Raw genomic sequence first — 24,631 nt, 5'->3', positions numbered from 1 at the left:
GCTGTTTCAATCGCGTGTCGGTGCTTTCGTACCGGGATGACGGCGCTTGTTGTTGAGCCACGCAGGTCAACGCGCCGTTTGGAGGTAAGGTTCAGGAGGCTTTGACCTCAGGGCAGGGTCTGCCGCAACTCGCTGGGGCTGATCCCGTAATGCTGCCGAAAGCGCATCGCAAAGCGCGAGGGCGAGTCATAGCCGCAGGCCGAGGCAATGTCGGCGATGGGCAAGGACGAGGCCTGCAACTGGTCCAGCGCCAGTCCCAGCTGCACCTTGTCCAGCAATTCGCGGAAGCCGGTCTGCTCGCGCGCCAGCCGCCGCCGCAGGGTCGACACGCTGCAGTGAAAAGCCTCGGCCACGCGTTCCAGGCTGCGTTCTTCCGGGGCCAGCATCAGCAGGTGCTGTTCGATGTGGTGACTGATGGCGTCACCGCGCTCGCGCAGCAGGCCGCCGATGGCGCCGCGCAGGCTCAGGGCCAGCAGCAGGCCTTCGGCTGCCTGGCATTGCAGTTCGTTGGCGGCTTCTTCGCGGATGCAGTCCTGCAGATGGCGCCAGGCGCGCAGGATGTCGGCATCCTGCGCCACGCTGCTGACCGCGCTGGCATCGCGCGCCTGTACGCCCTGGCCGGGATAGTGCAGGCGAAAGCGCTCGATCAGTGCCGGCGGCAGGGACACCATGTCGGCCGCATATTCGCCGCCCTTGGGCAGGTTGGCGACATTGACCTGGGTACCGGCGGCGATGAGCACCAGCACATCCTGCCCGCACAGCAGATGGCGATGGCCCCATTGCATGCGCTTCTTGCCCTGGCGCACGTGGCAGATGCTGGCCAGGCCGATGAAGACCTGGCGCAACTGCTGTTCGTGCCGGGCGCGGATGCGTGTCAGCGTGGGGCGGGTGCCATGGGCGAAGGGCAGGATGGCGATGTCACTTTGCATGCGGGAATCAGCGTCCGTAGGTGGCGGTCAAGCGGGCCTGGCCGAGGGCCGCGCCGTTGAGGAAGAAGCCGAGCATAGCACCGCTGGCTTGCGCATCCAGTGGCAATTTTTCGGTGTTCAGTGCCCAAATGACGAATTGATAGCGGTGCGGCTTGTCACCCGCTGGCGGGCAGGCACCACCGTAGCCGCTGCTGCCGAAATCGGTACGGCCCTGGATGGCACCAGCGGGCAGGCCGCGGCCCTGGGCATCGATGCCGGCCGGCAGGCTGGTGGTGGAGGCCGGCAGGTTGAACACGGTCCAGTGCCACCAGCCGCTGCCGGTCGGGGCATCCGGGTCATACACGGTCACGGCGAAGCTCTTGGTGCCGGCCGGGGCGTTGGACCAGGACAGCTGCGGCGAGCGGTTCAGGCCGCTGCAGCCGAAGCCGTTGAAGACTTCCGCGTTCGACAGCGCCTTGCCATCCTGGATGTCGCGGCTGGTCACGGTGAAATCGGCAGCATGGGCCGACAGTGCAGAAAACGTCAGGGCCAGCGTGGCCACGGAAAGGCGGAAAAAGGACATGAATGCGCTCCGGTCAAGGTTGAGGAGCGTCCATGGTAGAGGGCCGGCAGCGGCGACATGGTGCAGAAAACGTCAGCCTCGGTGCAGAAAGCGTCAACGCGCCCAGAGTGCTGCGTGCCGCGTTGTCAGAACAGGTTCAGCGAAATCAGGAAGTCCAGTCCCTGGAACAGTTCGACATAGCGGCTGGCCGCCGATTCATTGATCACTATGAAGCGGGTGAAATCGAACAGCGCCGGTTCCAGCTGCGCGTCGATGGCTTGCTGGGCCGCGAAGCTGGCGTAGCTGAGGCCGAAGCTGTAGAACTGCTGCTTGAACTGCGGATTGAGATTGGCCTCGTCGACCGGGTGGAATTTCATGACCAGCCGCGCATGCTGGCTGGCCACCAGCGCCTGCATGGTGCGCAGCGAACTCATCAGGCCATGCAGGTTGCGCTGGGCCTCTTCGCTGTGCTGGCCGCAGCGCGCCACCATGTTGATGATGTTGGGCAGGAAGCACAGCCAGTGGCGCTCCGTCTCGCGCAGTCCGCCCTGAGGTTCGAGGCTGATCGTGCGCACCTGCGGCAGGCCCGCAAAGGCTTGCGGCGAGACCCGGTAGGCGCCGCCATATTTCGGGCTCTGCGCATCGAACCAGATGGCGGGCATCGCATTGACCTGCAGGACGGCTTGCGGTGTGAGGCCCAGGCGCTGCATCAGCATGGGTTTGGCTTGCAGCATGTGCAGCAGTGCGGTGGCATCGACGGCGGCATTTTGCGCCGGTGCGGCCAGCAGGGGATTGCAGGAGGTGTTGCCTTCTTCCAGGTAGCACACGGTCTGCACCGCTGCCGCCAGCTTGAGCAGCTTGCCCAGCAGGAAGCCGGTGTGTGGCACGAAGATGCGCAAGGGCGTAAAGGTGGCAGGCAGGGCCGCCACCATCCCCTCCAGAAACGCCACGGTGCGTGCCGGATCCCAGATGCCGTCGTCGATGACGCTGACGTAGGGCCCCTCCCATTGCATGCCACGACCGCATACCACCAGCGGCGCGCGCACTTCTCCCTCGCGCTGCAACTGCCGGGCGATGGAATAGGTGATGGGGCTGTGCAGGTAGACGATGTCCATGGAAGAGCAATGGCGCGGGCGGAAACGCGCGCCTGATGAGGCCAGGGCGGGATGATGGCCGCCTCGGCCTGGCTGCACCATGGGAAGATGCTTCACAAACGTAACGGGATGTAACGAGAGGCGCGCTCGGTTTCAGCGTGGACGCAGCGCCTCTACCAGCGCATCGTTCACGTAATGCGGTCCGTCGAAGAGCCAGACCCGATACCCGCGATAGTGCTGCAATTGCGGCGTCAGCTCCTCCACGGTGGCACTGCGAAATCCGCCTCCGGGTTGCGGGCGAAAGGCCTCGGCGATGATCCGCACCCGTGCCGGCCCCAGCCGCTGCGACAGCACCTGCACGTAGTGCAGCGCCACCTGCGGCTCGCGGGCATAGACGCCGACGCCATCCTGGAAGAACACGCCGACATCCGGCGGCAGCCAGCTCAGCAAGCCGGCGGCCAGTGCTTCCGGCCCCACATTGGCACTGTCGTAGACGCTGATCCACAGCGGCCGCGGCAACTGGCCGAGCAGCTGGCCCAGTTGAGCAGCCTCGGTCCAGGTCGGATCGATCTCCACCGGGAAGTACCAGCCGCTGACCTTGAGCGGCGTGGGCAATCTTGCCAGCCTGGCCGATTGCGCGATCAGCTGCGGCAGGTCGGCGCGGGCGGCTGCTTCATCGAAGCGGCCGGCCAGTCCGAGGATCACCTCCTGTGCCCATGGTTCGCGCGCAATGCGCTGCCAGTCGGGCAGGCGTGGCACGGTCGGCAAATCACTGCCTGCAACAAAGGCCTGGCCATCGACTGCGGTCCATTGCACCAGCAGCGTTCGCGCTCCCAGTTTTTGCCACTGGCCGCGTGGTTCGACGGTGGCATTGTCGGGCTGCCAGACGATGCCCTCGATCTCGCCCTGCGCTTGCGCGCGCAGGTCACAGCCGGCGCAGGCGGCCAGCAGGCACGCCGAGGCAGCGGCCAGCAGGGCGCTACGGCGCAGCGGGGAGGGCAAGGGTGCCGGTGGCATGTACTTCATGGGAGGACCTGCGGTTCACGAGGACTCAGTAGGACAGCGTGGTACTGAAGAAGAATCCCTGCGCCCGTTCATCGCCGCCGATGCGCCAGCGATATTGCAGCGACAGGTCCACATAGGAACGCGGTGCATGATAGCGATCGCCCCGGAACCAATAACGCAGGTTCACCCCCGGACCCATGCCGATGGCGGTGCGATGGGTATTGAGCGAATTGAAGTCGGCGTTCAGGCTCAGATGCGGGAACAGCACCAGCTGATTGCTCACGCTGTCGAGCCGGAAACTGCGTCCGGTCTGGACCGAGGCCAGACCATAGGTCTGCGGATTGCGCAGGTAGCGGCCGACCTCGCCATACCATTGCGTGGTCCACCAGTCAGGGCGATCCACTCGGAGGTCGGTACCGATGCCATCGGAATAGGCCAGCTGCACCAGCCAGTCGGCGGCGGACTGGCTTCCCAGCGGGATCAGCCGTCCCAGCGACAGCACCAGGTTCTGGCTGGCCAGCGGTTTCCAGCGCGCGCCTACGGTGGCTTGCGCAGTCTGCGTGCCAGTCGCACCGCCGGACTGGTCCTGCAGGGTCTGGAATACGCGTGCGAACAGTTCGACCGGACGGCCGCCCTGATAGCCGAAGGGTCGCCAGTAGGCTTCTGCTCCGGCCTGCAGGGTGCTGTCGGTGGCGGAGGCACCGGGACGTCCGCCATTGCCGGCGCTGGGGCCGCCGCCGTTGTGCGTGAGCGAGGCGATGAAGCCGCCGCTGCGATCGATGGTGGAGATGCTGCGACGGGTATCGAAGCGCTGCTGCGGCGTCTGCTGCAGGCTGCCATCGTCGGCACGGTCGACGCTGCGCTTGAACCAGCCCAGCGCGGCGTCATCGTCACCGGCATCGATGGCGGCATACCCCGCATCGGAAAGTGCGCGGGCGGGCAGGGTGCCGCCTGCATCGGCGCGACCGAAAGCGTCCCGCGCAGCGCCGGCATCCCCGGCTTGGGCGGCCAGGTAGGCCAGTTGCAGATCATCCAGTCCATCCAGCGCGCCGCCGTCGCGTGCGGCGAGGAAGCGTTCACGGGCTTCGCGTGGATGACCGGTGCGGGCCAGCAGCGCGATCTCGGTCTCGACCGGCAAGCCACCTTGCGCCAAAGCCGCCTCATCGTCGGCGCGGGCAGCCGTCGCATCGCCCAGTTGCGCACGCAAGGCTGCGCGCCTTGCCAGCAAGGGGCCGTCTGCACCCTGTGCCTGCAGGGTGGCGCTGATGGCCTGCTCGGCTTGCTGATCCTGTCCACCAGCCTGCAAGGCATCGATCAGCAGCAGGCGGTATTCGGCATTCTGCGGTGACAGGGCTACGGCCTCGTTAGCTGCTTGCGCCGCCTGTGCGTACTGTTGCTGCTGCATCGCCTGGTAGCCACGTGTGGCGGCATCGAAGCCGGCATCGCGCGCTTGCGCGCCAAACGTCACGTGGCAGGGATTGACGTTTTCTGCACCATCGCGGCTGCAATCCAGTGCCGGCACGGGGTACTGGTGCGACGATACCGACGGGTTGGGCTGTTCGGCACCGAGCGCCGCCAGCCGATAGCGTCCCAGTGCCTGGGTGGCCTGCTGGCGCGTCAGGCGCAAGCGCGCAGCTTGGCGTGCATCGATTGCGGGGGCGAGCGTGTCGGGATCAAGATCGTTCAGCACATCCAGTGCCGCCTGCGGTTGTTGCATGGCCAGTTCGGCATCGGCCTGCAGCAGCCGGGCATCCAGTTGTTCAGCGGGGCTGCTGTCGCTGCTCGCCAACTGTCGTGCCTGTGTGAAGTCAGCGCGCGCGGCATCGGCCTGGCCCAGACGCACGCGGGCATAGGCGCGCAGCAGCAGCGGACCGGGCTGGCGTTCGTCCATGGCGTGGGCTTCGTCGGCGGCGCGCTCGGCCTGCGCGATCTGCTCGTTGTGCAGCAGCGCAATCACCAGCATCAGGCGATATTCCATCTCCTGCGGTGCCAGTGCCACGGCCCGGCGTGCAGCGTCCAGCTCGGCCTCGGCTTGGTTGCCGCTTTGTGCCCGGAAGACTTCGGCCGCAGCCATGGCGGCGCGTTCGCGTTGCAGTTCCAGCTGGCGGCGCAGCAGCGGGCGTTGGTCCGTGACGTTGTCCGCGCCTTGGGCCAGTACTTCGCTGGCGCGGTCGTAGTCATGGGTCTCGATCAGCGCATTGCCCAGCAGCAGCCAGTAGGCGGTATTGTGCGGGGCGGCGGCCACAGCCTGGCGTGCCAGCGTGACGGCCTGCTCGTAGCGCTTGCCATCATAGGAGCGATAGGCGGCAGCTGCGGCCGCATAGCCGGGGTCGCGCGCCGTGCCACGCCCGGCGCTAATTCCGGCGTGCTGCTGTTGGCGCAGTTCGCGCAATTGACGGCGCAATGCCATGGAATCCGGGCGCAGGCGTATCGCTTCCTGCAGTTGCGCCTGCGCCTGCCCGAACGCACCGCGCGCCGCCGAGGCATAGGCCTGCTGCGCCAGGCGATAGGCCGGGCCGGACAGCGGCAGTTCCACCACGGCCGTTTGTGCCAGCGCCGTGCCGGTGGTGGCAGCAGCACCGCTGACCAGCAGCAGGAGCAGCAGGGACAAGGTCTTGTTCTTCATCGTGTCTTCTTGTTGTGGTGATGAGGGCGGGGCTCAGGCAGGCTGGCCGCCTTGTGCCAGCCAGTCGCGCTGGCGTCGTACCGCCTCTTCGATGGCCTCGCGTGAGATCACGGCTTCATTGACCAGGTAGTCGCCGATACGGCCATGCAGGTCGGGACGATAGCGCTGCATGGCGGCATCGAAGACCGGGCGCGACAGCAGGCCGCTGGCGATCAGCAGGTCGCCCAGCAGCGGGACGCGGGCTTCGGTGCGGGCCGGGTCGAAGGCATTGTCCTGCCCGCGCAGCAGGCGCAAGCCGGCAGCGATCTCGGACTCGCGCGCCACCATGGCGAAGGGCGCGCGGCCCAGGACCGCTTCCAGCTCGGCCCGCGCGGCATCGGTCAGCGCACTGGCCACGGCCACCCGCGCCATGCCCTGGTCGGGCCGGCCTTCCTTGCCGGGGCCGAGGTAGAGCGTGCGCAGGCGGGCGCAGATTTCCACCGGCAGTTCGCCCGCATGGCGCTGCACGCGTTCCCGCGTGAGGCTCACGCGCGGCAGGCCTTCTTGATAGGCCAGTGCTTCGGCCAGGGTTTCTTCATCCAGCCAGCCATGGCTGACCATGACGGTCCCCAGCGGCAATTGCGTGCGGCGCTGTTCCTCCAGCGCCATCGACAGCGTGGCCTCGTCGACTGCCTGCCAGGTCCGCAGCAGGTCACCCAGACGCAGGCGCACGCGGCTGGCGATGCCATCCGTGGGGAAGTCGTGCATGGTCTTGTCCCAGGCCAGTGCGCGGCCCGCGAACAGGTACAGCAGGAACAGCCGCCAAGCGCGCGCCACGGCCATGAAGTTGACGAAGTTGGCCACCACCATGCGCGGCAGGGCCATCAGGCCGTGACGCCAGCCGTACAGCTCGGTGGTGAAATAGAAACGGTGCAAGGCACGATTGAGCATCGCCAAAGCATTGAGCGTGAGCACGGTGCGCCACCAGCCGTCACCGGCCAGCAGGGGAGGGTAGAACACGTCCCACCACTGGAAAGTGGTGGCCGCCGAAAACAGGATGAACTGCAAGGCCAGTACATAACCCAGCATGCTGACGAAGGCCGTGACGACGCCCTTGCGGTCATGCAGCAGCAGATAGCGTGCCGCCAGCGAGCCGCGCCACTCCATCTGCTCCCAGCTCTGCAGGCCGATGCCGATGACCCAGCGCGCCTTCTGGCGATAGGCCTGGGTGAAGGTGTCGGGGAAATATTCGCGCACCGCCAGCGGCATTTCCAGCGTGCTCTCGGCCACCTGCTCGCGCTTGCCGAAGAACCAGGGTTTGCGGCGTACCTTGAACTTCACGGGGAAGCGCGCAAAGATGGTCTGCATGCCCATCTGCGAGAGTTTGGTGCCGACCTCGTAATCCTCGGTCAGGCTGGACACGTTGAAGGGCTCGCCATCGGAGGCCTGCATCAGTCCGTGCAGCGCCTTGCGCGAGAAGCAGGTGCCGACCCCCGCCGAGGGTACCAGTCCGGCCACGCTTTCGCGCACCATCATGTCCTTGGCATGGCTTTCGGCGAATTCGTCCATGTAGGTACCGGCCACCAGTTCAAACCATTCGCGCTCCAGCGAGGCGACTGGCAGCTGGATCATGTCCTTGCGCGGCAGCAGGTAGTTGAAGAATTTCAGTTCCATCGGGTGCAGCACGTCTTCGCTGTCGTGCAGGACCACACCGGCGAACTGCAAGCCCAGTCCGGCTTCGCTGGCAAAGATGGTCTTGACCACCCAGTTCAGGCAATCGGCCTTGCAGGTCGGACCGGCATGCGGCACTTCCACCCGGTGCAGCTGCTTGTAGCGCACCCGCATGCGCTCCACTTCGTCGATGGTCTCGCGGTCGTTGACGTAGGTGCCGACGAAGATGTGGTAACGCCGATAGTCCAGCACGGCCACCATGTCCTCGATCATCTGCGCGATGACGTCCGCTTCCATCCAGGCCGGCACCATGATGGCGATGGGCTGCTCATCGCGCTGCCGCAACTGTTCCACCGTCAATGGCGTGCGTACGCGCTCGATGGTGAACCTGCGCCACAGGCGGCGTGACCAGTACCAGAGGTCGAAGAACAGGTCGTCCAGCGCCGACAGCAGGATCAGCAGGGCCACCACGGCCGCTGCAATTTCCAGCGCCGCGTAGTAGTTGGCGAACAGGAAGTTGAGCTGGGCCGTGGCATTGGCTGTGGTGAACATGCGCCGTCCTCAGTCCTGGCCGGCGTCGCGTGGCGTCGCCTGGGCTTGCTTGCGCTGGGCTTCCTGCTCGGCCATGCGACGGCGGCGTGTGCGGCTGGCCAGGATCAGCAGGAGAATGAACAGGCCGATGATGGTCAGCGGCACCACCCACCACAGGATGTCCGGAATGGTCAGCGAGGGGGCGTCCTGCACCGCATCGCGGCCACTGGCGTCATTGGTGTCGATCTCCGCCAGCAGTCCGGTCGAGGAGACGGCTGCCACATTGCCGGACGACAGCGCAAACGGTTTGGCCACCAGCGGCCGTTCCTTGCCGACGCTGTGCCAGACCACGCCTTGCTGGCCGTTGGTCTTGGCGACCTCCAGGATGCCGAGGCGGTCAAAGCCGGTGACGTCGAGCATGGGCTTGGCGCTGCTGTCATTCATCACCAGCGTATTGCCCTTGACCTGCACGATGCCCTGGGCATCCTTGAAGGGCAGGTCAAATGCCAGGAAGCTGCCCGAAGGAGCGGCCTCCTTGCCGTCGTCCACCACGGTCATGCGGGTGCGGTCGGCGGGCAGGCCGGCGCTGGAGGCCACCATGATGACGCGCTGCAGGCTGGCCGGCACATCGTCCAGATAGCTGTGCGGCACCAGCAACTGCGCACCGGCGGCGAAGCGGCGGACCATGCCGGTGAAGTTGGCTTCGTCCTGGGCCTTGTCCAGTTTCAGGTGGCTGGATCCCAGCACCGCTACCGGGAAGGCCTGGGGCGTTTCACGGCAGTTGTCGCTGGAGGGCTGGCGCACGAAGGACACGCGCAACTGGTTCTGTGCAGCCAGCGCACCCGGCGGGATGCGCGCGATGATGCGCTCGCGCTGGCCATCGGCCTGCAGGCTGCGCGCTCCCAGCAGCACATCGTTGAGGAACACCGAGGCTACCGGCGGCGTGCGCGTGGCACCCGGCGCGGCCGAGACATCCAGTACCAGTTCGGACGGCAGGCGGCCGTCGCTGGCGACTTCGGCGATATCGAAGGACGCACTCCAGTCGGCGCGGCTGAGCACATCGATGCTGCCCGGCGCGCCGCCCAGATTTTTCAGGAGAATGAAGTCTTCACCCGTCACCGGCTTGTGCGCCGTGCGCGCCACCAGCGAGGCGGCACCGCTGATGTTGCGCCAGTAGCGGTCGAACATCTGCGCAAAGGCGGGGCCGGACTGCGCACCCGCCAGGATCACCGGATGGCCGAAGGCTGACGACAGCCGCAGTTCACCTGCCTGCAGGCTGGCGGACTGCGGCTGCACGCGGGCGCGCCAGGCGCTGAAGGCCGGCATCGCTTCGGGCGCGCTGGCCTGCACCTGCTGCTGCAGGGCGTTCATGGCGCTGTCGATACCGGAGAGCAGCGCTGCATCGGCCACCACGATGTCGGCCTGCACCTGGTTGCGGCCCAGGGCCAGCAGGGCGCCGACTTCGGCGGGATCCTTCAGGGCATGTTGGCCGCTGCCCTTGAGCGCGGCAAACGCGGCAATGCCGCGCAGCCCATCGGGTACGTTGAGGCGGTTCAGGTCGATCACGTCGCCCACGCGCGGCAACACCGTCACCGTACTGTGCTTGCCCGCGCGTTCCAGCGCCACACCAATGCGCCAGGCGCTGTCGTAGCTCTGTGCATCCAGCTGGCGTCCCGCCACCATGATGGAGGTCAGGGCCGGCAGCGCCCCCCAGGCGGTGCGCAGGTCGCCGATGGCGCGGCTGTCGTAGCGGTAGCTGAAGGAGGAATCGGGATTCACCTGCAGCACGTTGCCGGGCGTACGCGGGTCGGCGCATTGCGACAGGCCGGAGAGCATGGTGGTCCAGTTCACGCCCATGCGCACGAATCCATTGGCGCGAGGCGCGCCGTCGATGCCCAGCGCCAGGCTGGCATCGCCCTGATCGGCCGTCATGGCACGCGCCGCGACCGGATAGGTATCGATGGCCACGACCATGGTGGTGCGGCCGCCGTCGGCGCGCAGATACTTTGCGTCCAGTTTCAGATTGGCATCCGCCAGCGGCACATTGGACGGCACCGGCAGATAGAGTTCGCGGCTGCTGTCATTGGACGCCAGCACCAGCGGCGAGGTGATGCCCAGTGAGGCCAGGGTCTCGCGGCGCTCGATCCAGGTATCGTCAGTCAAGGTGCGGAAAGCGTCAGCGGCGGCGTTGTTGCCTGCGGGGGCGGCCAGCAGGACCGGCGAAAAGCCCGCGGCAAGCATGGCGACGGCGAGCGTCATGAACATCGGCGTTCCCGCGGACAAGCGCAGGCGGCGCGCAGCCGCTGGCTGGGGGTGGTGGCGTGCAATCATCAGATTCCTGTCGCAAGAGGGACCATCGGTCCGCGTAGTCCGGACCTTGTGGCGTTTCGTTGAATTGTTTGTTGTTCGGTTGCGTGGCTCGGTTGCGTGCGGTAGGAGCGGAGGGAGGTCAATTTGGTTGCATGTTCGATATCACTCTTTACACCTTGCAGCACGCGGACACTTTCCTTGTGTCCATTTTTTCGTGATTTTTTGCTTGAAATGGCGGGCCAGAAAAACTAAGTATTCAGGGCGATTTCCGTCTGGCATCGCCCGGAGGGGCGCATGGAAAAAGGGGAGCTGCTGGCTGATTTCGCCTGAGGAGAAAAGGCGGGGTAACGCAACACTGACAAGGATTTTTGTGAGAATTCCCTACATCAAGGGACGTAAAAAATTTTTTATATTGTTTGATTTCACCAGGTTCTGGCCGGGAAAACTTTCCATAAAAAACTAAGTAAACGGGACGACGAAACAAACCGCAACGTCTCGCCGCCCGTGGCTTGCGAATGGATGAGTCAGGCGGAGAAGGGCTGGAAGTTGCGTCCGAGAATGGCATCGGCGATGCGGGCACAGGCCTGTCCGTCGCCATAGGGATTTTGTTTGCGTGCGAAGCTGCGCCAGAGCCGGTCTTCGCTCAGCAGGGTGGCCACGGTATCGACGATGCGGCCGGTATCGGTGCCGACCAGTTGCACGGTGCCTGCGGCCACGGCCTCGGGGCGTTCGGTGACGTCGCGCATGACCAGTACCGGCTTGCCCAATGCGGGCGCTTCTTCCTGGACGCCGCCGGAATCGGTGAGGATCACGTGGGCGCGCTGCATCAGCCGCACGAATTGAAGATAGTCCAGCGGCTCGATCAGATGCAGGTGCGGCAGGCCGGACAGCTCCTGCATGACGGGGCCGCGCACGTTGGGATTGAGGTGCACCGGGTAGACGATCTGCAGGTCATCGCGTTGCGCCAGCTGGGCCAGTGCGCGGCAGATCTGCAGGAATCCGGTACCGAAGTTCTCGCGCCGGTGGCCGGTGACCAGCAGCAGGCGGCGTTCAGGCAGCAGCGTTGGCAGGGCGGCATCGAGCTGGGCGCGAAGCCCGGCATCGGCATCGATGCGGGCCACCGTCATCTGCAGGGCATCGATGACGGTGTTGCCGGTGACCACGATTTTTCCCTGCAGGTTTTCTGCTTCGAGGTTGCGGCGCGACTGCGCGGTGGGGGCGAACATCAGGTCGCTGACCACATCGATGGTGCGCCGGTTCATCTCTTCTGGCCAGGGCTGATGCATGTCATGGGTGCGCAGGCCGGCCTCCACGTGGCCGACCGGGATGCGCCGGTGAAAGGCCGCCATGGCCGCGACCATGGCGGTGGTGGTATCGCCGTGGACCAGCACGCGGTCGGGCCGGGTCTGCTCCAGCAGCTGGTCGATGCCGGCGAAGAGGCGCGCGGAGAGACCGTTGAGCGTCTGGTCCGGCACCATCACATCGAGCTTGTGATCGGCCTTGATGGCGAACAGCTCCAGTACCTGCGCCAGCATCTGCTTGTGCTGGCCGGTGGCGCAGACGATGGAGTCGATGGCGCGCTCGGCATCGAGGGCCTTGACCAGCGGTGCCATCTTGATGGCTTCGGGGCGGGTACCGAAAATCGACAGTACCCGGAGAGGGCGGCTGGGCGTGGCGTGGTCCATGATGCTCCAGTAAAGGCTGCGTGAGCGCGCCTGTTTCAATCGTGGTCGTGACCGGCGTTGGGCTGTTCTTGTTGATTGTTGGCATCAGCGTGGTGCGCGGAGTGGTGGGGCCATCCGATAAGCAGAGACAGCCCGGGATATGGGACAAGACCCGCGAAGATTTGGTTCTGGCGACAGGGCGAGACTTGGACGGAGCATACGCGTTATCGTCATTGCGCCCGGGCAAGCTTGGCTGGTCCGGGCGCAGGACTTAGGGTGAGGGCGCGGCGAGATAGTTACGGCGCTGCCGCTGGTGGCGTATCGAGAGCAAGTGAACGACACCCCTGGAGCGGGCATAGAGCACCAGGTAATCCTTCATTACGTACTCTCGTACCTCCGTGTGGCGGGCCAGTCTGCCCAATTGCCGTTCGAGGAGGCGCAGGGCGCTGTGGACTTCGGTTGATTGCCCGGCGCCACCTTGAATCAAGGGGCCGAGCTGCGGAAAACTTTCCAGATTGGGGATGACGGTCGCGATCAGTTCATCCAGCAGCTGGTCATAGGCATCGGTTGCCTCATTGGCGTCGAGGAAATCCTCGATCTGCGCCAGCCCGCGAAGGAAATACGTCGTGACCTCGACCCGATGCGGGACGGCCACCTTGCACCTCAGCGCGTGGTCTTGGTAGTGCGGCGGCGTTTGAGGCCGTTGAGCGCGGTGCGGGCATCGTCCACATGACCGGCCGCGACATCGGCCAGCCCGGCGCGGGCATCTTCAATGGTCAGCAGGTGCAGGCGCTCCCGCTCCAACCGATGGTAGTAATCCAGTCGCTCTGCATCGATCAAGGCGACGTAGCTGACGCCGTTCTTGGTAATGATTTTCTCTGTGCCCGCCTTGACCTGATCCGCCAGTTCGGAAAGTTGGGCCCGGGCTTGCGTCAGCGTAATCACGTCAGTGGAAGAAAAGGCCATCTCGGACCTCCTAAAATGATGTACAGATTCCTGTACATTATAGAGGCCTGCCTTGCTGGTTGCTTGTGTGCGCATGATGTCACTCCTTGGGTGGAAGAGGCGCATGCTCGCGCAAATTGCCTGGTCTGGCAGCGAAATCGTGAAATCAATCCGCTTTCCTCGCATTTTTTGATTGTCTGCCACTTTCATCACCATTGGCCGCCCATGAACCTCACTCCCCTCGCCATCCTCCTGGTCTTCCAATGCCTGGGCGAAGGCACCGCGCAATTGCTGGGCCTGCCCATTCCCGGTCCGGTGATCGGCATGCTGCTGTTGCTGATCGCCTTTCTCTCTTCCTCACGCCTGGCGCAGATGATGGAGCCGACCTCATGGGGCATCCTGCAGCACCTGTCGCTGCTGTTCGTGCCGGCCGGTGTCGGCGTGATTGCCGCTGCCGGCCAGCTCAAAGGCGATCTGCCGGCCATCGCGGTGGCGCTGGTGGTGAGCACGGTGCTGGCCATCGGCGTCGGCGCGCTGGTGACCAATGCGGCGATGAAGCGCTTCTCTGCGGCACGCCAGCCGGATCACGATGAGGAGCCGCACTGATGCACGGCCTGGCCCGTCTGACCGATGTCTGGGTCTACCTGGCGGCCTCGCCGCTGCTGGGGCTGACGACCACGCTGGTGGCCTATCTCGTGGCACTGTGGATCTACCGGCGCCTGGGTTACCATCCGCTGGCCAATCCCGTGCTGATCGCCATCGTCATCGTGGTCAGTATCCTGGGCATCACGCATACGCCCTACAAGACGTATTTCGAAGGCGCCCAATTCGTGCATTTCATGCTTGGACCGGCCACGGTTGCGCTGGCCATGCCGCTCTACAAGCAGTGGCACAATTTCCGCCGCGCAGTGCTGCCGCTGATGCTGGGACTGGCCGCCGGTTCCGTGACGGCCGTGGTCTCGGCGGTCGGGATCGCCTACGCCATGGGGGCCTCGCGCGACATCGTCATTTCGATGGCACCCAAGTCGGCCACCACGCCGATTGCCATGGCCATCTCGGAACGCTTCGGCGGCCTGCCGTCGCTGACCGCCGTGCTGGTGATCTGCACCGGCATCCTGGGCGCGGTCCTGGCGCGCTACGTGCTCAACTTCCTGCGGATCGACAGCCATCCGGTGCGCGGCTTCGCGCTGGGCGTGGCCTCGCATGGCATCGGTACCGCGCGCGCTTTGCAGGTCAGTGCAGAGATGGGGGCCTTTGCCGGATTGGGCATGGGACTCAATGGCGTCTTCACCGCCGTGCTGGTGCCGGTGCTCATGCCGCTGTTCCTGCGCTGGACCGGAAATTGAGAATGAACTAAATAATTTAAATTTAAGTTACTTGCTTCGGGCACCATGGCGGTACCTTGAACTGCTCCACCAGAAAATCACGCATGCGCTGCACCTTGGGCGGCAGATGCGTGCGGGTCGGGTAGAGCGTATGCACCACCAGCTGCTCGCCGGTGCTCCAGCCTTCAAACAATTCCACCAGTTCACCGGACTGGATTGCCGCGTTGACGATGAAGTCCGGCTGGATCGCGATGCCCTGGCCGGCCATGGCCATGGCACGGCAGGTAGCGCCATTGTTGACGTAGACGGTGGAGCGCACGCGCACCGTGCAGGTGTCGCCGTGCTCATGCTTGAAATGCCACTCATCGCCGCCGTTGCGGTAGCTGTAGGAGATGAAGGGATAGTCGCGCAGTTCCGCCGGACTCACCGGCGTACCGTGCCGCTGCAGGAAGGCCGGCGAGGCGCAGGCAATCATGCGCACCGGTGCCAGCGGCCGCGCCACCATGCGGCTGTCACCGAGGGTGCTGATGCGGATGGCCATGTCGAAACCTTCCTCAAGCAGGTCGATGGTGCGGTCAGACAAGGTGATGTTGAGCGTGATCAGCGGATTTTGCTCGGTGAACTTGCCCCATAGCGGAGCCAGTTGCTCCACGCCGAAATCCTGCGGAGCGCCGATGCGCAGCCGTCCGCAGGCTTGGTCGGAATTGAGCCCGACTTCGCTCTCCACATCCTGGATGGATTCCAGCAATTCCTTGCAACGCGTGAAGTAGACGCGGCCCTCATCGGTCAGCGAGAGCCGCCGCGTGGTGCGGTGGAGCAGGCGGATGCCGAGGAACTGTTCCAGCTCCGAAACCTGCCGCGAGACCGCCGGTTTGGACTGGCCGGTCACCTCCACGGCGGCTACGAAGCTGCCGCTCTCTACCACGGCGACAAAGGTTTCCATCGCTTGCAACTTGTCCATGGCTGCTTTCCGATCCGCAAGAAAAATACCGGTCAGATTGCCACAGCAGCGTGCGCCTGCCCATGCTACGTTCGGATAATGGCGCGTCCAGAAAATCCGTTCATCGCACCGTGGCGGCCCACGCCACCACTTCGTTCGCCAGCCGCGCCGAGGCGCTGCCAAAGGCGCTGACCACCTCCGGCACCTTGCTGCCGGCCACCGCTTCCACCACCGCAAAGCGCCGCGCCGCCAGTTGCTGGCGCGTGGCGGTGTCGACCAGTCGCGCGTCATAGACGATCACCACGCTGGGCGCGCCGTTGCGATATTCCGTCTGGAAGGCGTTGAGTGCGCCATCGAGTTCGACCTCGGCCGCGATGTTGGCATTGTCGCCGGACAGGCGCGGGAAACGTCCGTCGGCCTGGAAGGCATCCAGCAGGCGGTCGCGCAGCAACTGCGGTGCCGGATCGCTCCAGCGCACGCCGGCATAGGACTTGACCACGTCGCCTTCAGGCAGCACCAGGATGCGTTCGCTGTCGATGCTGCGGCTGGCCGCCGGAGTGGCGATGCGCAGTGCGCGATAGGGCGTGCCGGTGGTCGCCGCATGGGGCGAAGCCAGTGGCGGCAGGCGATAGACCGCCAGCGGATCGGACTTGGGAAGAATCGAACACGCGGTCAGGGCCAGGCCGGCGGCCACCAGGGCGGTGCGCAGGAGCGGGGTCATCATGGTTGGAATTCCTGAAGATTGTCTTGGCCCAGCAGGTAGGCACCGGGATTGCTTTCCAGCTTGCGGCTGATGGCCCGCACCGAGGCCAGCGTGCCGCGCAGCTCGGTGATGGCCGGGCCGATCTCGGCCACGCCCTGGGCACCGTTGTTGAGGGCGGCCTGGTTCTGCTGGATCAGCTTTTCGATCTGCTGGCTGCTGGCCGCCAGCGAACGCATGGCTTGCTGCAGGTTGCCCATGGCGTCATTGCCGCGTGTGGCCAGCAACTGGTTGGCCGACTGCATCGCCAGATTGGCCTGGCGCGCCGCTGCCGCCAGTTCCTGCATGGCGGTGCCGACGTTGCCGCGCTGGTTGGCCAGGGTATCGGTCAGCTGTTCCAGGTGCGCCAGGGTCTGGTTCAGGCGGCGCGCGTTTTCCGGGGCCAGGAACTGTTTGGCGTTGAGCAGCACTTCATTGACGTTGGAGAGCAGGTCCTCGCCGTTGGAGAGTAGCGCCGACAGCGGCGAGGGTGAGGCGATGATGATGGGGTCATTGCCATCCTTGGACTCCAGCCGAGGACTCTCGGGCGAGCCATTGGTCAGCTGGATCAGTGCGGTGCCGGTGATGCCGGCCAGGGCCAGCTTGGCGCCGGTGTCTTCCTTGATGGGCGCCTTGCCGGTCACGCGGATGCGGGCGCGCACCTTGCGCGGGTCGGCCGGGTCCAGGCTCAGGCCGACCACATCGCCCACCTTGATGCCGCTGTACTGCACGGGGCTGCCGCGCGAGAGCCCGCTGACCGCCTCGTTGAAGATGACCGTGTAGTAGTCGACGTCGCGGTCCTGTCCGACCTTGGTCAGCCACAGGCAGAACACCAGTGCCGCCAGGGCGACCAGGATGGTGAAGAGTCCGATGAGGACGTGATGGGCACGCGTTTCCATTAGGCGTTTCCTTGATGCGTTGGGGTGGCCGAAGCACGCAGTGCGGCCTGGCTGGCGGCCCGTCCGCGCGGGCCCTGGAAGTATTGCCGTATCCACGGATCATCGAAGGCCGCCACGGCCTCGATGCGGTCGGCCACCAGTACGCGCTTGGCCGAGAGCACGGCAACGCGGTCGCAGATGGCATAGAGGGTGTCCAGGTCATGGGTGACCAGGAACACGGTCAGGCCCAGCGCATCGCGCAGGGTCAGGATCAGGCGGTCGAAGGCGGCAGCGCTGATGGGGTCGAGCCCGGCGGTCGGTTCGTCCAGGAACAGGATGTCAGGATCCAGCGCCAGCGCACGGGCCAGCGCGGCGCGCTTGATCATGCCGCCCGAGAGTTCCGCCGGAGTTTTGTCGCCGGCTGCAATGGGCAGGCCAGCCAGCGCCAGCTTCATGGCCGAGACCCCACGCGCCTCATCGGCATCGAGTCCGCCGTATTCGGTCAGGGGCAGGGCGATGTTTTCCAGCACGGTCAGCGAAGAGAACAATGCGCCCTGCTGGAACAGCACGCCGAAGCGACGCTCATACTGCGAACGTGCTTCGGTGGACAGTGCAGACAGATCCTGTCCGAACACTTTCACCTGTCCGGCCGCAGGACGTTGCAAGCCGACGATACTGCGCAGCAGGACCGATTTGCCGGTACCGGAACCGCCCACCACGCCCAGGATTTCACCGCGCCGCACCTGCAAGTCCAGCTGGTCATGGACCACTTGCGGTCCGAACTGGTTGCGCAGGCCGCGCACGTCGATGATCGCTTCGACGGCCTGATCGTCGTGCGCCGGGGTCACCATCCCATCTCCATGAAGAACAGGGCCGCCAGTGCATCCAGCAAAATCACCACGAAGATCGACTGCACCACGCTGGAGGTGGTGTGCTGGCCCACCGACTGGGCGCTGCCGCTGACCTTGAAGCCTTCGTTGCAACCTATGATGGCGATCACGAAGGCAAACAGCGGTGCCTTGACCATGCCCAGCACGAAGTGGCGGATGCCCACGTCCTGCTGCAGCAGCGAGAGGAACATGGTCGGGCTGATGTCCAGCGACAGCGCGCACACCATGGCTCCGCCGAAGAGGCCCGACATCATGGCGATGAAGGTGAGCAGGGGCATGGAGATCAGCAGCGCGATGATGCGCGGCAGGACCAGCAGGTTGATCGGGTCCAGTCCAAGGGCGCGGATGGCATCGATTTCCTCGTTGGCCTTCATCGAGCCGATCTGCGCCGTAAAGGAACTGGCGGTGCGCCCGGCCATCAGGATGGCCGTCAGCAGCACCGCGAATTCGCGCAGGAAGGAGAAGGCCACCAGGTCCACCGTATAAAGGCTGGCGCCGAAATCGGCCAGCACGGTCGCCCCCAGGAAGGCGACCACTGCACCCACCATGAAGGTCAGCAGGGAGACGATGGGGACCGCGTCCAGCCCGGTCTGTTCCACCTGGGCCACTACGCCCGTAAAGCGCCAGCGCGAAGGACGCCAGAACGAGGCCGCCAAGGTCTGCAGGCACAGTCCGGCAAAACCCAGCAGGCCGCGCGAACAGGCGCGCAGGTTGAGGGTGGCCACGCCGGCCCGTTCCAGCATGTCGGTAATCCAGGCCTGCGGCGGCGGGGCGGCCTTGGGCATGGCGATGGCCTTGGCCTCGGCCACGGCGGCCAGCAGGCCGCGCCAGGCGCGCGGCAGATTGCTGTCCTCGCCGGTCTGGCGCAAGGCTGCGGGCACGCCCAGCAGATCCACCAGCAGCTTGGCGCCCACGGTGTCAAAGGCGGTCAGTGCAGAAAACGTCAGCACCAGTTGATCGTCTACCGCCGGCCGCTGCTGCGCGATCTGGTGCGACAGCGCGCGATAGTTGCGCAAGGTCCAGTCGCCTTCCACGTGCAGCACAGGCGGGCTGGACGGTTCGAGGCGGAAGGTGGCGGCGTTGTTCAAATCAGGTCAGGCCAGCGAGGGCAAGGTTGGAAGAGGGCAGTGTACCGAACTTGCGCGCCACTGCGCAAAAAGCGTCAGCGGGCTGCGGCAAGTATGGCATGGGCACAGGCTCCGCGCCAGCCGCAATGACCCGCGCGGGCACTATCCCAAGAGGTAATTGCTGCGGGGGGAAGGGGCTCCTACCATGTGCCTTCCCTGGACCCGGCCAGTGCCATTCTCCTCCCTCCACCCGGCAGAAAGCACCCGGGATGATTTGACGTTTTCTGCACCATGCCGCGTGCGGCACGCTTCTCATGAAAAAACTCGTCTTCACTCTTTCCGCCCTGGGGCTGCTCAACGCCAGCCAATGTGCCCAGGCCCAGACTTCCAGCGTCACCGTCTATGGCGTCATCGACATGAGCTTGGTCTATACCAGCAAGGTCGGGGCCGGCAACAACAGTCGCGTCAGTGTCGACTCCGGTGACGCCATGGCCTCGCGCATCGGTTTTCGCGGCCGCGAGGAACTGGGTGGCGGACTGGCGGCCATCTTCCAGCTGGAAAACGGATTCTCCGCTGACGACGGTGCCATGGCCACGCCGGGCAGCCTGTTCGACCGCAAGTCGGTGGTCGGCCTGAGTGGCCATGTCGGTACGCTGACCATTGGCCGCCAGACCGACTATCTGGAAGAGATCGGCCTGCAATACAGTTCCTTCCAGATCTTCGGGGGTGGCGGTGTGCGTGCCGGTCACTTCAACAGCCTCGATCGCCTGACCGGCGCACGGACCAGCAATTCGCTGCGCTTCGATACCGCCGAGATGGGCGGATTCACCGGTAGCCTCTTCTACGGCTTCGGCGAGGTCGCCGGCAAGACGTCGGCGGGACAAGCCTTCGGCGTCGGGGCCAACTATCGGCGGGGCAATGCGGGCATCGGTGCCGCTTACTACCAAAGCAAGCTGGCGGCGGATACGCCGCCGTCCAGTGCCGGTGATACTGACCTCAAGACCTTCACCCTGGGCGCCAGCTACCAGGCCGGTCCGGCCAAGCTGTTCGCAGCCTGGTCGCAGGTGCGCCGCCCGACCCAGCAGCCGCTGGCGGCGAGCGGACTGGTGGCCATCACCAGCGCTACCCGCGCCAATGTGTTCGACGTCGGCGTGGATTACGCGATGAATGCCAAGCTGCACCTGCTGGGCAGTGTCATCCATGATCGTGCCGATCTGTCCCGTGCCAGCGGTGGTGCTACGCGCGGACACACCACGCAGCTCAATGTCGGCATCGATTATTTCTTCAGCAAGCGCACCGATCTCTACGCCATGGCCAGCCGCCAGTCAGCCAGCGACGTGCTCAATCCCGGCGTCATCAGCGCGGCCTATTCGTCGGCACCGGCCGACGACAGCAGCCAGAATGTCCTGCGTATCGGGCTGCGGCACAAGTTCTGAGAGCGCCGAAAAACATAGCCGAAAACGGCAAAACAGCCTCCGCAGTGCGGGGGCTGTTTTGCTTTTGAGCGGTGCGATCCGGAGACATCAGGGGCAAAGAAAGGCTGCATGCGGGAAGAGAACGCAGACTGCGCGCGCCGCAGGACCTCGTGCGGCGCGCAGGTTTGCCAAATCGGGCTACGCCGGTGCGGGAAGGGAACGCAATAATCCATCACACCCGTTCCACACCGACACGTTCCGACCATGACCCCCACTCGTTTCCGTTCCCGCCTGCTGCGCAAGGCGGTCTTGTCTACGCTTTCCGTAGCCGGCCTGGCCACTGCCTTGCTGGCGCCGCTGCCGGCCGCCGCCCATGGCGCGGCCGCACACATGTTGCCGCTCAAGAAGACCCTGGAAGATTTCGGCGCTACCGTGCGCTGGGATGCCTATGCGGGTCTGTGGACCATCCAGCGCAACAGCGTGACCGTGCGCGTCAAGCCGCGCGCCACGACCGCGCTGGTCAACGGCCAGAGCGTGAAGCTGCCGGTGCCGCTGGTGATGAAGAACGGACAGCCCTATGTCTCCGACGAATTCATCAATACCGTCTTTGCGCCCAGTCTGGACAAGACTTTCCAGATCGAGTCCGTGCCGCATCCGCTGAACCCGCTCAGCGCCGATGAGATCAATGCCACGCTGGATGTCTTGAAGGCCAGCGGCCGCTGGCAGCCGTCCTATCGCTTTACCGAAATCACGGTGGCCGAAGCGCCCAAGGAGCAGGTCTGGAAATTCGCCCTCGGCGAACGCGGACAGACCTTTGCCCGGCGCGCCGATTTCACTTTGCTAGATGGCAGCCAGGTGATCGAAGGTACGGTGGATCTGGGCCAACGCAGCGTGACGCGCTGGGAGCCCAAGACCGGCGTACACGGCATGGTGCTGGTGGATGACTTCGCCACCGTCCAGAACGCCATGGAAACCAGCCCCGACTACGCCCAGGCGCTGGCCAAGCGCGGCATCACCGACATCAAGAAGGTGGTGGCCACCCCGCTGACCGTGGGCTACTTCGGCGGCAAGGATGCCCTGCAGGAAGATGCCCGCCTGCTCAAGGTGGTCAGCTACCTGGATGTCGGCGACGGCAATTACTGGGCGCATCCCATCGAAAACCTGGTGGCGGTGGTCGATCTGGTGCAGAAGAAAGTCATCAAGATCGAAGACAACGGCGTGATCCCGGTGCCGATGAAACCGACCGGCTACGACGGCAGCGGCCGCGCACTGGTCCCGCCACCCAAGCCGCTGGACATCAGCGAGCCCGAGGGCAAGAACTACACCATCACCGGCAACACCCTGCGCTGGCGCAACTGGGAGATGCACTTCAAGCTGGATTCGCGCGTGGGCCTGATGTTCTCGACCGTCACCTACAACGACCACGGCAAGAAACGCCAGATCATGTACGAGGGTTCGCTGGGCGGCATGATCGTGCCTTACGGTGATCCGGACGTGGGCTGGTATTTCAAGGCTTACCTGGATTCGGGTGAATACGGCATGGGCACGCTGACCTCACCCATCGAGCGCGGCAAGGATGCGCCTGACAACGTGGTGCTGCTCGATGCCACGCTGGCCGACACCAGCGGCAAGCCGCGCACCATCCCGCGCGCCATTGGCGTCTTCGAACGCTATGCCGGCCCGGAATTCAAGCACCAGGAATACGGCCAGCCCAATCTGTCAGTGGAGCGGCGTGAGCTGGTGATCCGCTGGATCAGCACGGTCGGCAATTACGACTACATCTTCGACTGGGTCTTTGCCGAGAATGGCACCATCGGCATCAATGCCGGCGCGACCGGCATCGAAGCAGTCAAGGGCGTGAAGTCTTCGACCATGCGTGACGCCAGCGCGGCCGAGGATACCCGTTACGGCACGCTGATCGATCACAACATCGTCGGCACCACGCACCAGCACATCTACAACTTCCGTCTCGATCTGGACATCGATGGTGAAGGCAATTCGCTCACCGAAGTTGATCCGGTGGTGTTGCCCAACACCCGTGGCGGCCCGCGCAGCAGCACCATGCAGACCGTGCAGCGCACCGCAGAGACCGAGCAGCAGGCGGCGCAGAAATTCGATGCATCGACCATTCGTTTGTTGAGCAACCCCAACAAGTTCAACAAGGTCGGCAATCCGGTCTCTTACCAGTTGATTCCGTATGCGGGCGGTACGCACCCGATTGCCAAGGGCGCCAACTTCTCGCCCGATGAATGGCTCAACAAGCGCCTGAGCTTCATGGACCGCCAGCTCTGGGTGACCCGCTATGACCCGCAGCAGCGCTTCCCGGAAGGCAAGTATCCGAACCGCTCGCACGAGGACACCGGTCTGGGTGCCTTCGTCAAGGACAACCAGTCCATCGTCAACCAGGACGATGTGGTCTGGCTGACCACCGGCACCACGCACGTGGCGCGTGCCGAAGAGTGGCCCATCATGCCCACCGAATGGGTACACGTCCTGTTGAAGCCCTGGAATTTCTTCGACGAGACGCCCACCCTCGGCCTGAACAAGAAGAAATAAGGCTTCCCCAAGCCGGCAAAGCTTGACCGTCCGTGCTCCGGCCCGACGGTCTTTTTTCACAAGGAGACTCCATGCATATCGCATCCAACATCATCGGCGGCCAGCTGCGCACGGGCAGCCGCCTGCTCGATTCGCACAATCCCGCCACCGGCCAGGTCATGGGCCGCTTCCCGCACTCCGATGCCATCGAGGTTGCGGCAGCGGTAGCCGCCGCACGCCAGGCGCAGCCGGCTTGGGCAGCCTTGTCACTGGCGCAGCGGCGCGAGCACCTGGAGCGCGTGGCCGATGCCATCGCTGCCAATGCCGAACGGCTCGCCACGCTGGTGACACAGGAACAGGGCCGCCCGCTGGGTGGCGTCGGTCCGGATCAGGTGCCGGGCTCGCGCTTCGAACTGTGGGGCTGCGAGGCCTGGACGCGCGCCACGGCCAGCCTGGAACTGGCCCCGGAAGTGGTGTTCGAGGACGAGACCCGGCGCGACGAACTGCATCGCAAGCCCTATGGCGTGATTGCCGCCATCACCCCCTGGAACTGGCCGCTGATGATTTCCATCTGGCAGATCATCCCGGCGCTCTACACCGGCAATACGGTCGTGCTCAAGCCCTCGGAATACACCAGCGTCTGCGGCCTGGAACTGGCGCGCGTGATTGCGGAAGCACTGCCGGCCGGCGTGCTCAATACCGTCAGCGGCGATGGCAGCGTGGGCGCCCTGCTGGTGGAGGATGCGGACGTCAACAAGATCATGTTCACCGGCTCCGGTGCGACCGGTGCGCGCATCGTTGCAGCGGCCGCGCGCAACCTCACGCCGACCACCATGGAACTGGGCGGCAATGATGCGGCCATCGTGCTGGAGGATGCCGATCCCAAGGCGATTGCGCCGGGCCTGTTCTGGGGCGCCTTCCTCAACATGGGCCAGACTTGCGCCTGTGCCAAGCGCCTTTACGTGCCCGATGCGCTGCATGACCGAATCGTGGCCGAGCTCAAGGCCATCATCGCCGCCACTCCCATGGGCGACGGCTTGCAGCCCGGCATCGCCATGGGGCCGGTACAGAATCCCATGCAGTTGAAGAAAGTCGCGGCGCTGGTGGAGAGTGCCCGTGAAGAGGGCGGCACCATCGTCTGCGGCGGCGTGCTGCCGGACGGCCCGGGCAATTTCTATCCGCTCACGCTGGTGACGGACATCCGCGATGGTGCGCGCCTGGTGGACGAGGAACAGTTCGGGCCGGTGCTGCCCATCATCCGCTACAGCGATCTGGAGCAGGCCATCGCCAATGCCAACCGGCTCGACGTCGGCCTGGGCGCGTCGGTGTGGAGCAGTGATACGCAGCGTGCTGCCGAAGTGGCTACCCGATTGCAGGCCGGGACGGTGTGGGTGAACCAGCACGGCATGGTCCATCCCATGGTGCCCTTTGGCGGCAACAAGCGTTCGGGTTGGGGTCTGGAATTTGGGCAGGAGGGATTGAAGGGTGTCACGCAGCCGCAAGTGATCAGTTTGAAAAAATAACCGTACGGTGTTGTATCAAAAAAA

At 65.0% G+C, this 24,631-nt stretch carries 20 protein-coding genes; 5 read left to right on the top strand and 15 right to left on the bottom strand.

Annotated features, from left to right (window positions below; translation table 11 throughout):
- Positions 1-107 precede the first annotated feature (107 nt).
- From MKD49_RS00185 to MKD49_RS00135, 10 genes are all read right to left on the bottom strand, one after another.
- Positions 108-929, bottom strand: a complete 822-nt coding sequence (locus tag MKD49_RS00185) for a helix-turn-helix transcriptional regulator (protein WP_252695125.1) — start codon at positions 927-929, stop codon at positions 108-110.
- A 7-nt stretch (positions 930-936) separates the two neighbouring features.
- Entirely contained in the window at positions 937-1,491 is a 555-nt protein-coding gene (locus MKD49_RS00180) for a YbhB/YbcL family Raf kinase inhibitor-like protein (protein ID WP_121041800.1), read from the bottom strand.
- A gap of 125 nt (positions 1,492-1,616) precedes the next feature.
- A complete protein-coding gene (locus MKD49_RS00175; RefSeq protein ID WP_252695124.1) occupies positions 1,617-2,666 on the bottom strand; it encodes a hypothetical protein in 1,050 nt (349 codons plus the stop codon).
- Positions 2,667-2,717: 51 nt separating this feature from the next.
- On the bottom strand, positions 2,718-3,590 hold the full coding sequence (locus MKD49_RS00170) for a hypothetical protein (protein WP_252695123.1): 873 nt from the start codon (positions 3,588-3,590) through the stop codon (positions 2,718-2,720).
- Between the two features lie 25 nt (positions 3,591-3,615).
- Positions 3,616-6,195 (bottom strand): tetratricopeptide repeat protein, encoded by a 2,580-nt coding sequence (locus tag MKD49_RS26505; RefSeq protein ID WP_305882110.1) that lies wholly within the window; start codon positions 6,193-6,195, stop codon positions 3,616-3,618.
- Positions 6,196-6,228: 33 nt separating this feature from the next.
- A complete protein-coding gene (locus MKD49_RS00155; RefSeq protein WP_252695122.1) occupies positions 6,229-8,397 on the bottom strand; it encodes a glycosyl transferase family protein in 2,169 nt (722 codons plus the stop codon).
- 9 nt (positions 8,398-8,406) lie between these two features.
- Entirely contained in the window at positions 8,407-10,707 is a 2,301-nt protein-coding gene (locus tag MKD49_RS00150) for a cellulose biosynthesis cyclic di-GMP-binding regulatory protein BcsB (protein WP_252695121.1), read from the bottom strand.
- A 503-nt stretch (positions 10,708-11,210) separates the two neighbouring features.
- Complete coding sequence (gene wecB / locus MKD49_RS00145; RefSeq protein WP_252695120.1) at positions 11,211-12,371, bottom strand: non-hydrolyzing UDP-N-acetylglucosamine 2-epimerase; 1,161 nt, start codon at positions 12,369-12,371, stop codon at positions 11,211-11,213.
- A 250-nt stretch (positions 12,372-12,621) separates the two neighbouring features.
- Positions 12,622-13,005 carry a type II toxin-antitoxin system RelE/ParE family toxin gene (locus MKD49_RS00140; RefSeq protein WP_252695119.1) on the bottom strand — a complete coding sequence of 128 codons (384 nt, stop codon included), beginning with the start codon at positions 13,003-13,005 and terminating at the stop codon, positions 12,622-12,624.
- Positions 13,006-13,013: 8 nt separating this feature from the next.
- The gene (locus MKD49_RS00135) at positions 13,014-13,316 is read right to left on the bottom strand and encodes a type II toxin-antitoxin system Phd/YefM family antitoxin (RefSeq protein ID WP_252695118.1); all 303 of its coding nucleotides are present in this window, start codon (positions 13,314-13,316) and stop codon (positions 13,014-13,016) included.
- Between the two features lie 204 nt (positions 13,317-13,520).
- Here MKD49_RS00135 and MKD49_RS00130 point away from each other — a divergent pair, with 204 nt between their 5' ends.
- Both MKD49_RS00130 and MKD49_RS00125 read left to right on the top strand, forming a co-directional pair.
- The gene (locus MKD49_RS00130) at positions 13,521-13,901 is read left to right on the top strand and encodes a CidA/LrgA family protein (RefSeq protein ID WP_252695117.1); all 381 of its coding nucleotides are present in this window, start codon (positions 13,521-13,523) and stop codon (positions 13,899-13,901) included.
- Positions 13,901-14,641, top strand: a complete 741-nt coding sequence (locus tag MKD49_RS00125) for an LrgB family protein (protein WP_034339613.1) — start codon at positions 13,901-13,903, stop codon at positions 14,639-14,641. The genes MKD49_RS00130 and MKD49_RS00125 overlap by 1 nt, the downstream gene beginning before the upstream one ends.
- Before the next feature lie 22 nt (positions 14,642-14,663).
- On the opposite strand, the gene MKD49_RS00120 is transcribed toward MKD49_RS00125, so the two are convergent.
- The 5 genes from MKD49_RS00120 to MKD49_RS00100 all read right to left on the bottom strand — a co-directional run bounded on the left by MKD49_RS00120 (position 14,664) and on the right by MKD49_RS00100 (position 19,155).
- A complete protein-coding gene (locus MKD49_RS00120; protein WP_134135924.1) occupies positions 14,664-15,581 on the bottom strand; it encodes a LysR family transcriptional regulator in 918 nt (305 codons plus the stop codon).
- Positions 15,582-15,681: 100 nt separating this feature from the next.
- Complete coding sequence (locus MKD49_RS00115) at positions 15,682-16,284, bottom strand: ABC-type transport auxiliary lipoprotein family protein (protein WP_134135923.1); 603 nt, start codon at positions 16,282-16,284, stop codon at positions 15,682-15,684.
- A complete protein-coding gene (locus tag MKD49_RS00110) occupies positions 16,281-17,198 on the bottom strand; it encodes an MlaD family protein (protein WP_252695116.1) in 918 nt (305 codons plus the stop codon). Before MKD49_RS00110 ends, MKD49_RS00115 begins: the two co-directional genes overlap by 4 nt.
- Positions 17,198-18,028: an ABC transporter ATP-binding protein gene (locus MKD49_RS00105; RefSeq protein WP_034339621.1), complete on the bottom strand. Its 831-nt coding sequence runs from the start codon at positions 18,026-18,028 to the stop codon at positions 17,198-17,200. Before MKD49_RS00105 ends, MKD49_RS00110 begins: the two co-directional genes overlap by 1 nt.
- Positions 18,022-19,155 carry an ABC transporter permease gene (locus tag MKD49_RS00100; protein ID WP_121041767.1) on the bottom strand — a complete coding sequence of 378 codons (1,134 nt, stop codon included), beginning with the start codon at positions 19,153-19,155 and terminating at the stop codon, positions 18,022-18,024. Before MKD49_RS00100 ends, MKD49_RS00105 begins: the two co-directional genes overlap by 7 nt.
- A 293-nt stretch (positions 19,156-19,448) precedes the next feature.
- Between MKD49_RS00100 and MKD49_RS00095 the strand changes: the two genes are divergently transcribed.
- The 3 genes from MKD49_RS00095 (at position 19,449) to MKD49_RS00085 (ending at position 24,607) form a co-directional block, all read left to right on the top strand.
- Complete coding sequence (locus MKD49_RS00095) at positions 19,449-20,570, top strand: porin (RefSeq protein WP_252695115.1); 1,122 nt, start codon at positions 19,449-19,451, stop codon at positions 20,568-20,570.
- Positions 20,571-20,813: 243 nt separating this feature from the next.
- A complete protein-coding gene (tynA, locus tag MKD49_RS00090; RefSeq protein ID WP_252695114.1) occupies positions 20,814-23,105 on the top strand; it encodes a primary-amine oxidase in 2,292 nt (763 codons plus the stop codon).
- A 71-nt stretch (positions 23,106-23,176) separates the two neighbouring features.
- Entirely contained in the window at positions 23,177-24,607 is a 1,431-nt protein-coding gene (locus tag MKD49_RS00085; RefSeq protein ID WP_252695113.1) for an aldehyde dehydrogenase family protein, read from the top strand.
- Positions 24,608-24,631: the final 24 nt, after the last annotated feature.

The sequence above is a fragment of the Herbaspirillum sp. WGmk3 genome, from assembly GCF_023952535.1.
Lineage (GTDB): Bacteria > Pseudomonadota > Gammaproteobacteria > Burkholderiales > Burkholderiaceae_D > Herbaspirillum > Herbaspirillum huttiense.
This window is presented reverse-complemented; position numbering and strand designations above follow the sequence as displayed.

Bases quoted from the DNA above. Each gene is read 5' to 3' on its own strand.
- MKD49_RS00185 (WP_252695125.1), bottom strand. From the start codon at position 929: ATGCAAAGTGACATCGCCATCCTGCCCTTCGCCCATGGCACCCGCCCC.
- MKD49_RS00180 (WP_121041800.1), bottom strand. From the start codon at position 1,491: ATGTCCTTTTTCCGCCTTTCCGTGGCCACGCTGGCCCTGACGTTTTCT.
- MKD49_RS00175 (WP_252695124.1), bottom strand. From the start codon at position 2,666: ATGGTGCAGCCAGGCCGAGGCGGCCATCATCCCGCCCTGGCCTCATCA.
- MKD49_RS00170 (WP_252695123.1), bottom strand. From the start codon at position 3,590: ATGAAGTACATGCCACCGGCACCCTTGCCCTCCCCGCTGCGCCGTAGC.
- MKD49_RS26505 (WP_305882110.1), bottom strand. From the start codon at position 6,195: ATGAAGAACAAGACCTTGTCCCTGCTGCTCCTGCTGCTGGTCAGCGGT.
- MKD49_RS00155 (WP_252695122.1), bottom strand. From the start codon at position 8,397: ATGTTCACCACAGCCAATGCCACGGCCCAGCTCAACTTCCTGTTCGCC.
- MKD49_RS00150 (WP_252695121.1), bottom strand. From the start codon at position 10,707: ATGATTGCACGCCACCACCCCCAGCCAGCGGCTGCGCGCCGCCTGCGC.
- wecB (WP_252695120.1), bottom strand. From the start codon at position 12,371: ATGGACCACGCCACGCCCAGCCGCCCTCTCCGGGTACTGTCGATTTTC.
- MKD49_RS00135 (WP_252695118.1), bottom strand. From the start codon at position 13,316: ATGGCCTTTTCTTCCACTGACGTGATTACGCTGACGCAAGCCCGGGCC.
- MKD49_RS00130 (WP_252695117.1), top strand. From the start codon at position 13,521: ATGAACCTCACTCCCCTCGCCATCCTCCTGGTCTTCCAATGCCTGGGC.
- MKD49_RS00125 (WP_034339613.1), top strand. From the start codon at position 13,901: ATGCACGGCCTGGCCCGTCTGACCGATGTCTGGGTCTACCTGGCGGCC.
- MKD49_RS00120 (WP_134135924.1), bottom strand. From the start codon at position 15,581: ATGGACAAGTTGCAAGCGATGGAAACCTTTGTCGCCGTGGTAGAGAGC.
- MKD49_RS00115 (WP_134135923.1), bottom strand. From the start codon at position 16,284: ATGATGACCCCGCTCCTGCGCACCGCCCTGGTGGCCGCCGGCCTGGCC.
- MKD49_RS00110 (WP_252695116.1), bottom strand. From the start codon at position 17,198: ATGGAAACGCGTGCCCATCACGTCCTCATCGGACTCTTCACCATCCTG.
- MKD49_RS00105 (WP_034339621.1), bottom strand. From the start codon at position 18,028: ATGGTGACCCCGGCGCACGACGATCAGGCCGTCGAAGCGATCATCGAC.
- MKD49_RS00095 (WP_252695115.1), top strand. From the start codon at position 19,449: ATGAAAAAACTCGTCTTCACTCTTTCCGCCCTGGGGCTGCTCAACGCC.
- tynA (WP_252695114.1), top strand. From the start codon at position 20,814: ATGACCCCCACTCGTTTCCGTTCCCGCCTGCTGCGCAAGGCGGTCTTG.
- MKD49_RS00085 (WP_252695113.1), top strand. From the start codon at position 23,177: ATGCATATCGCATCCAACATCATCGGCGGCCAGCTGCGCACGGGCAGC.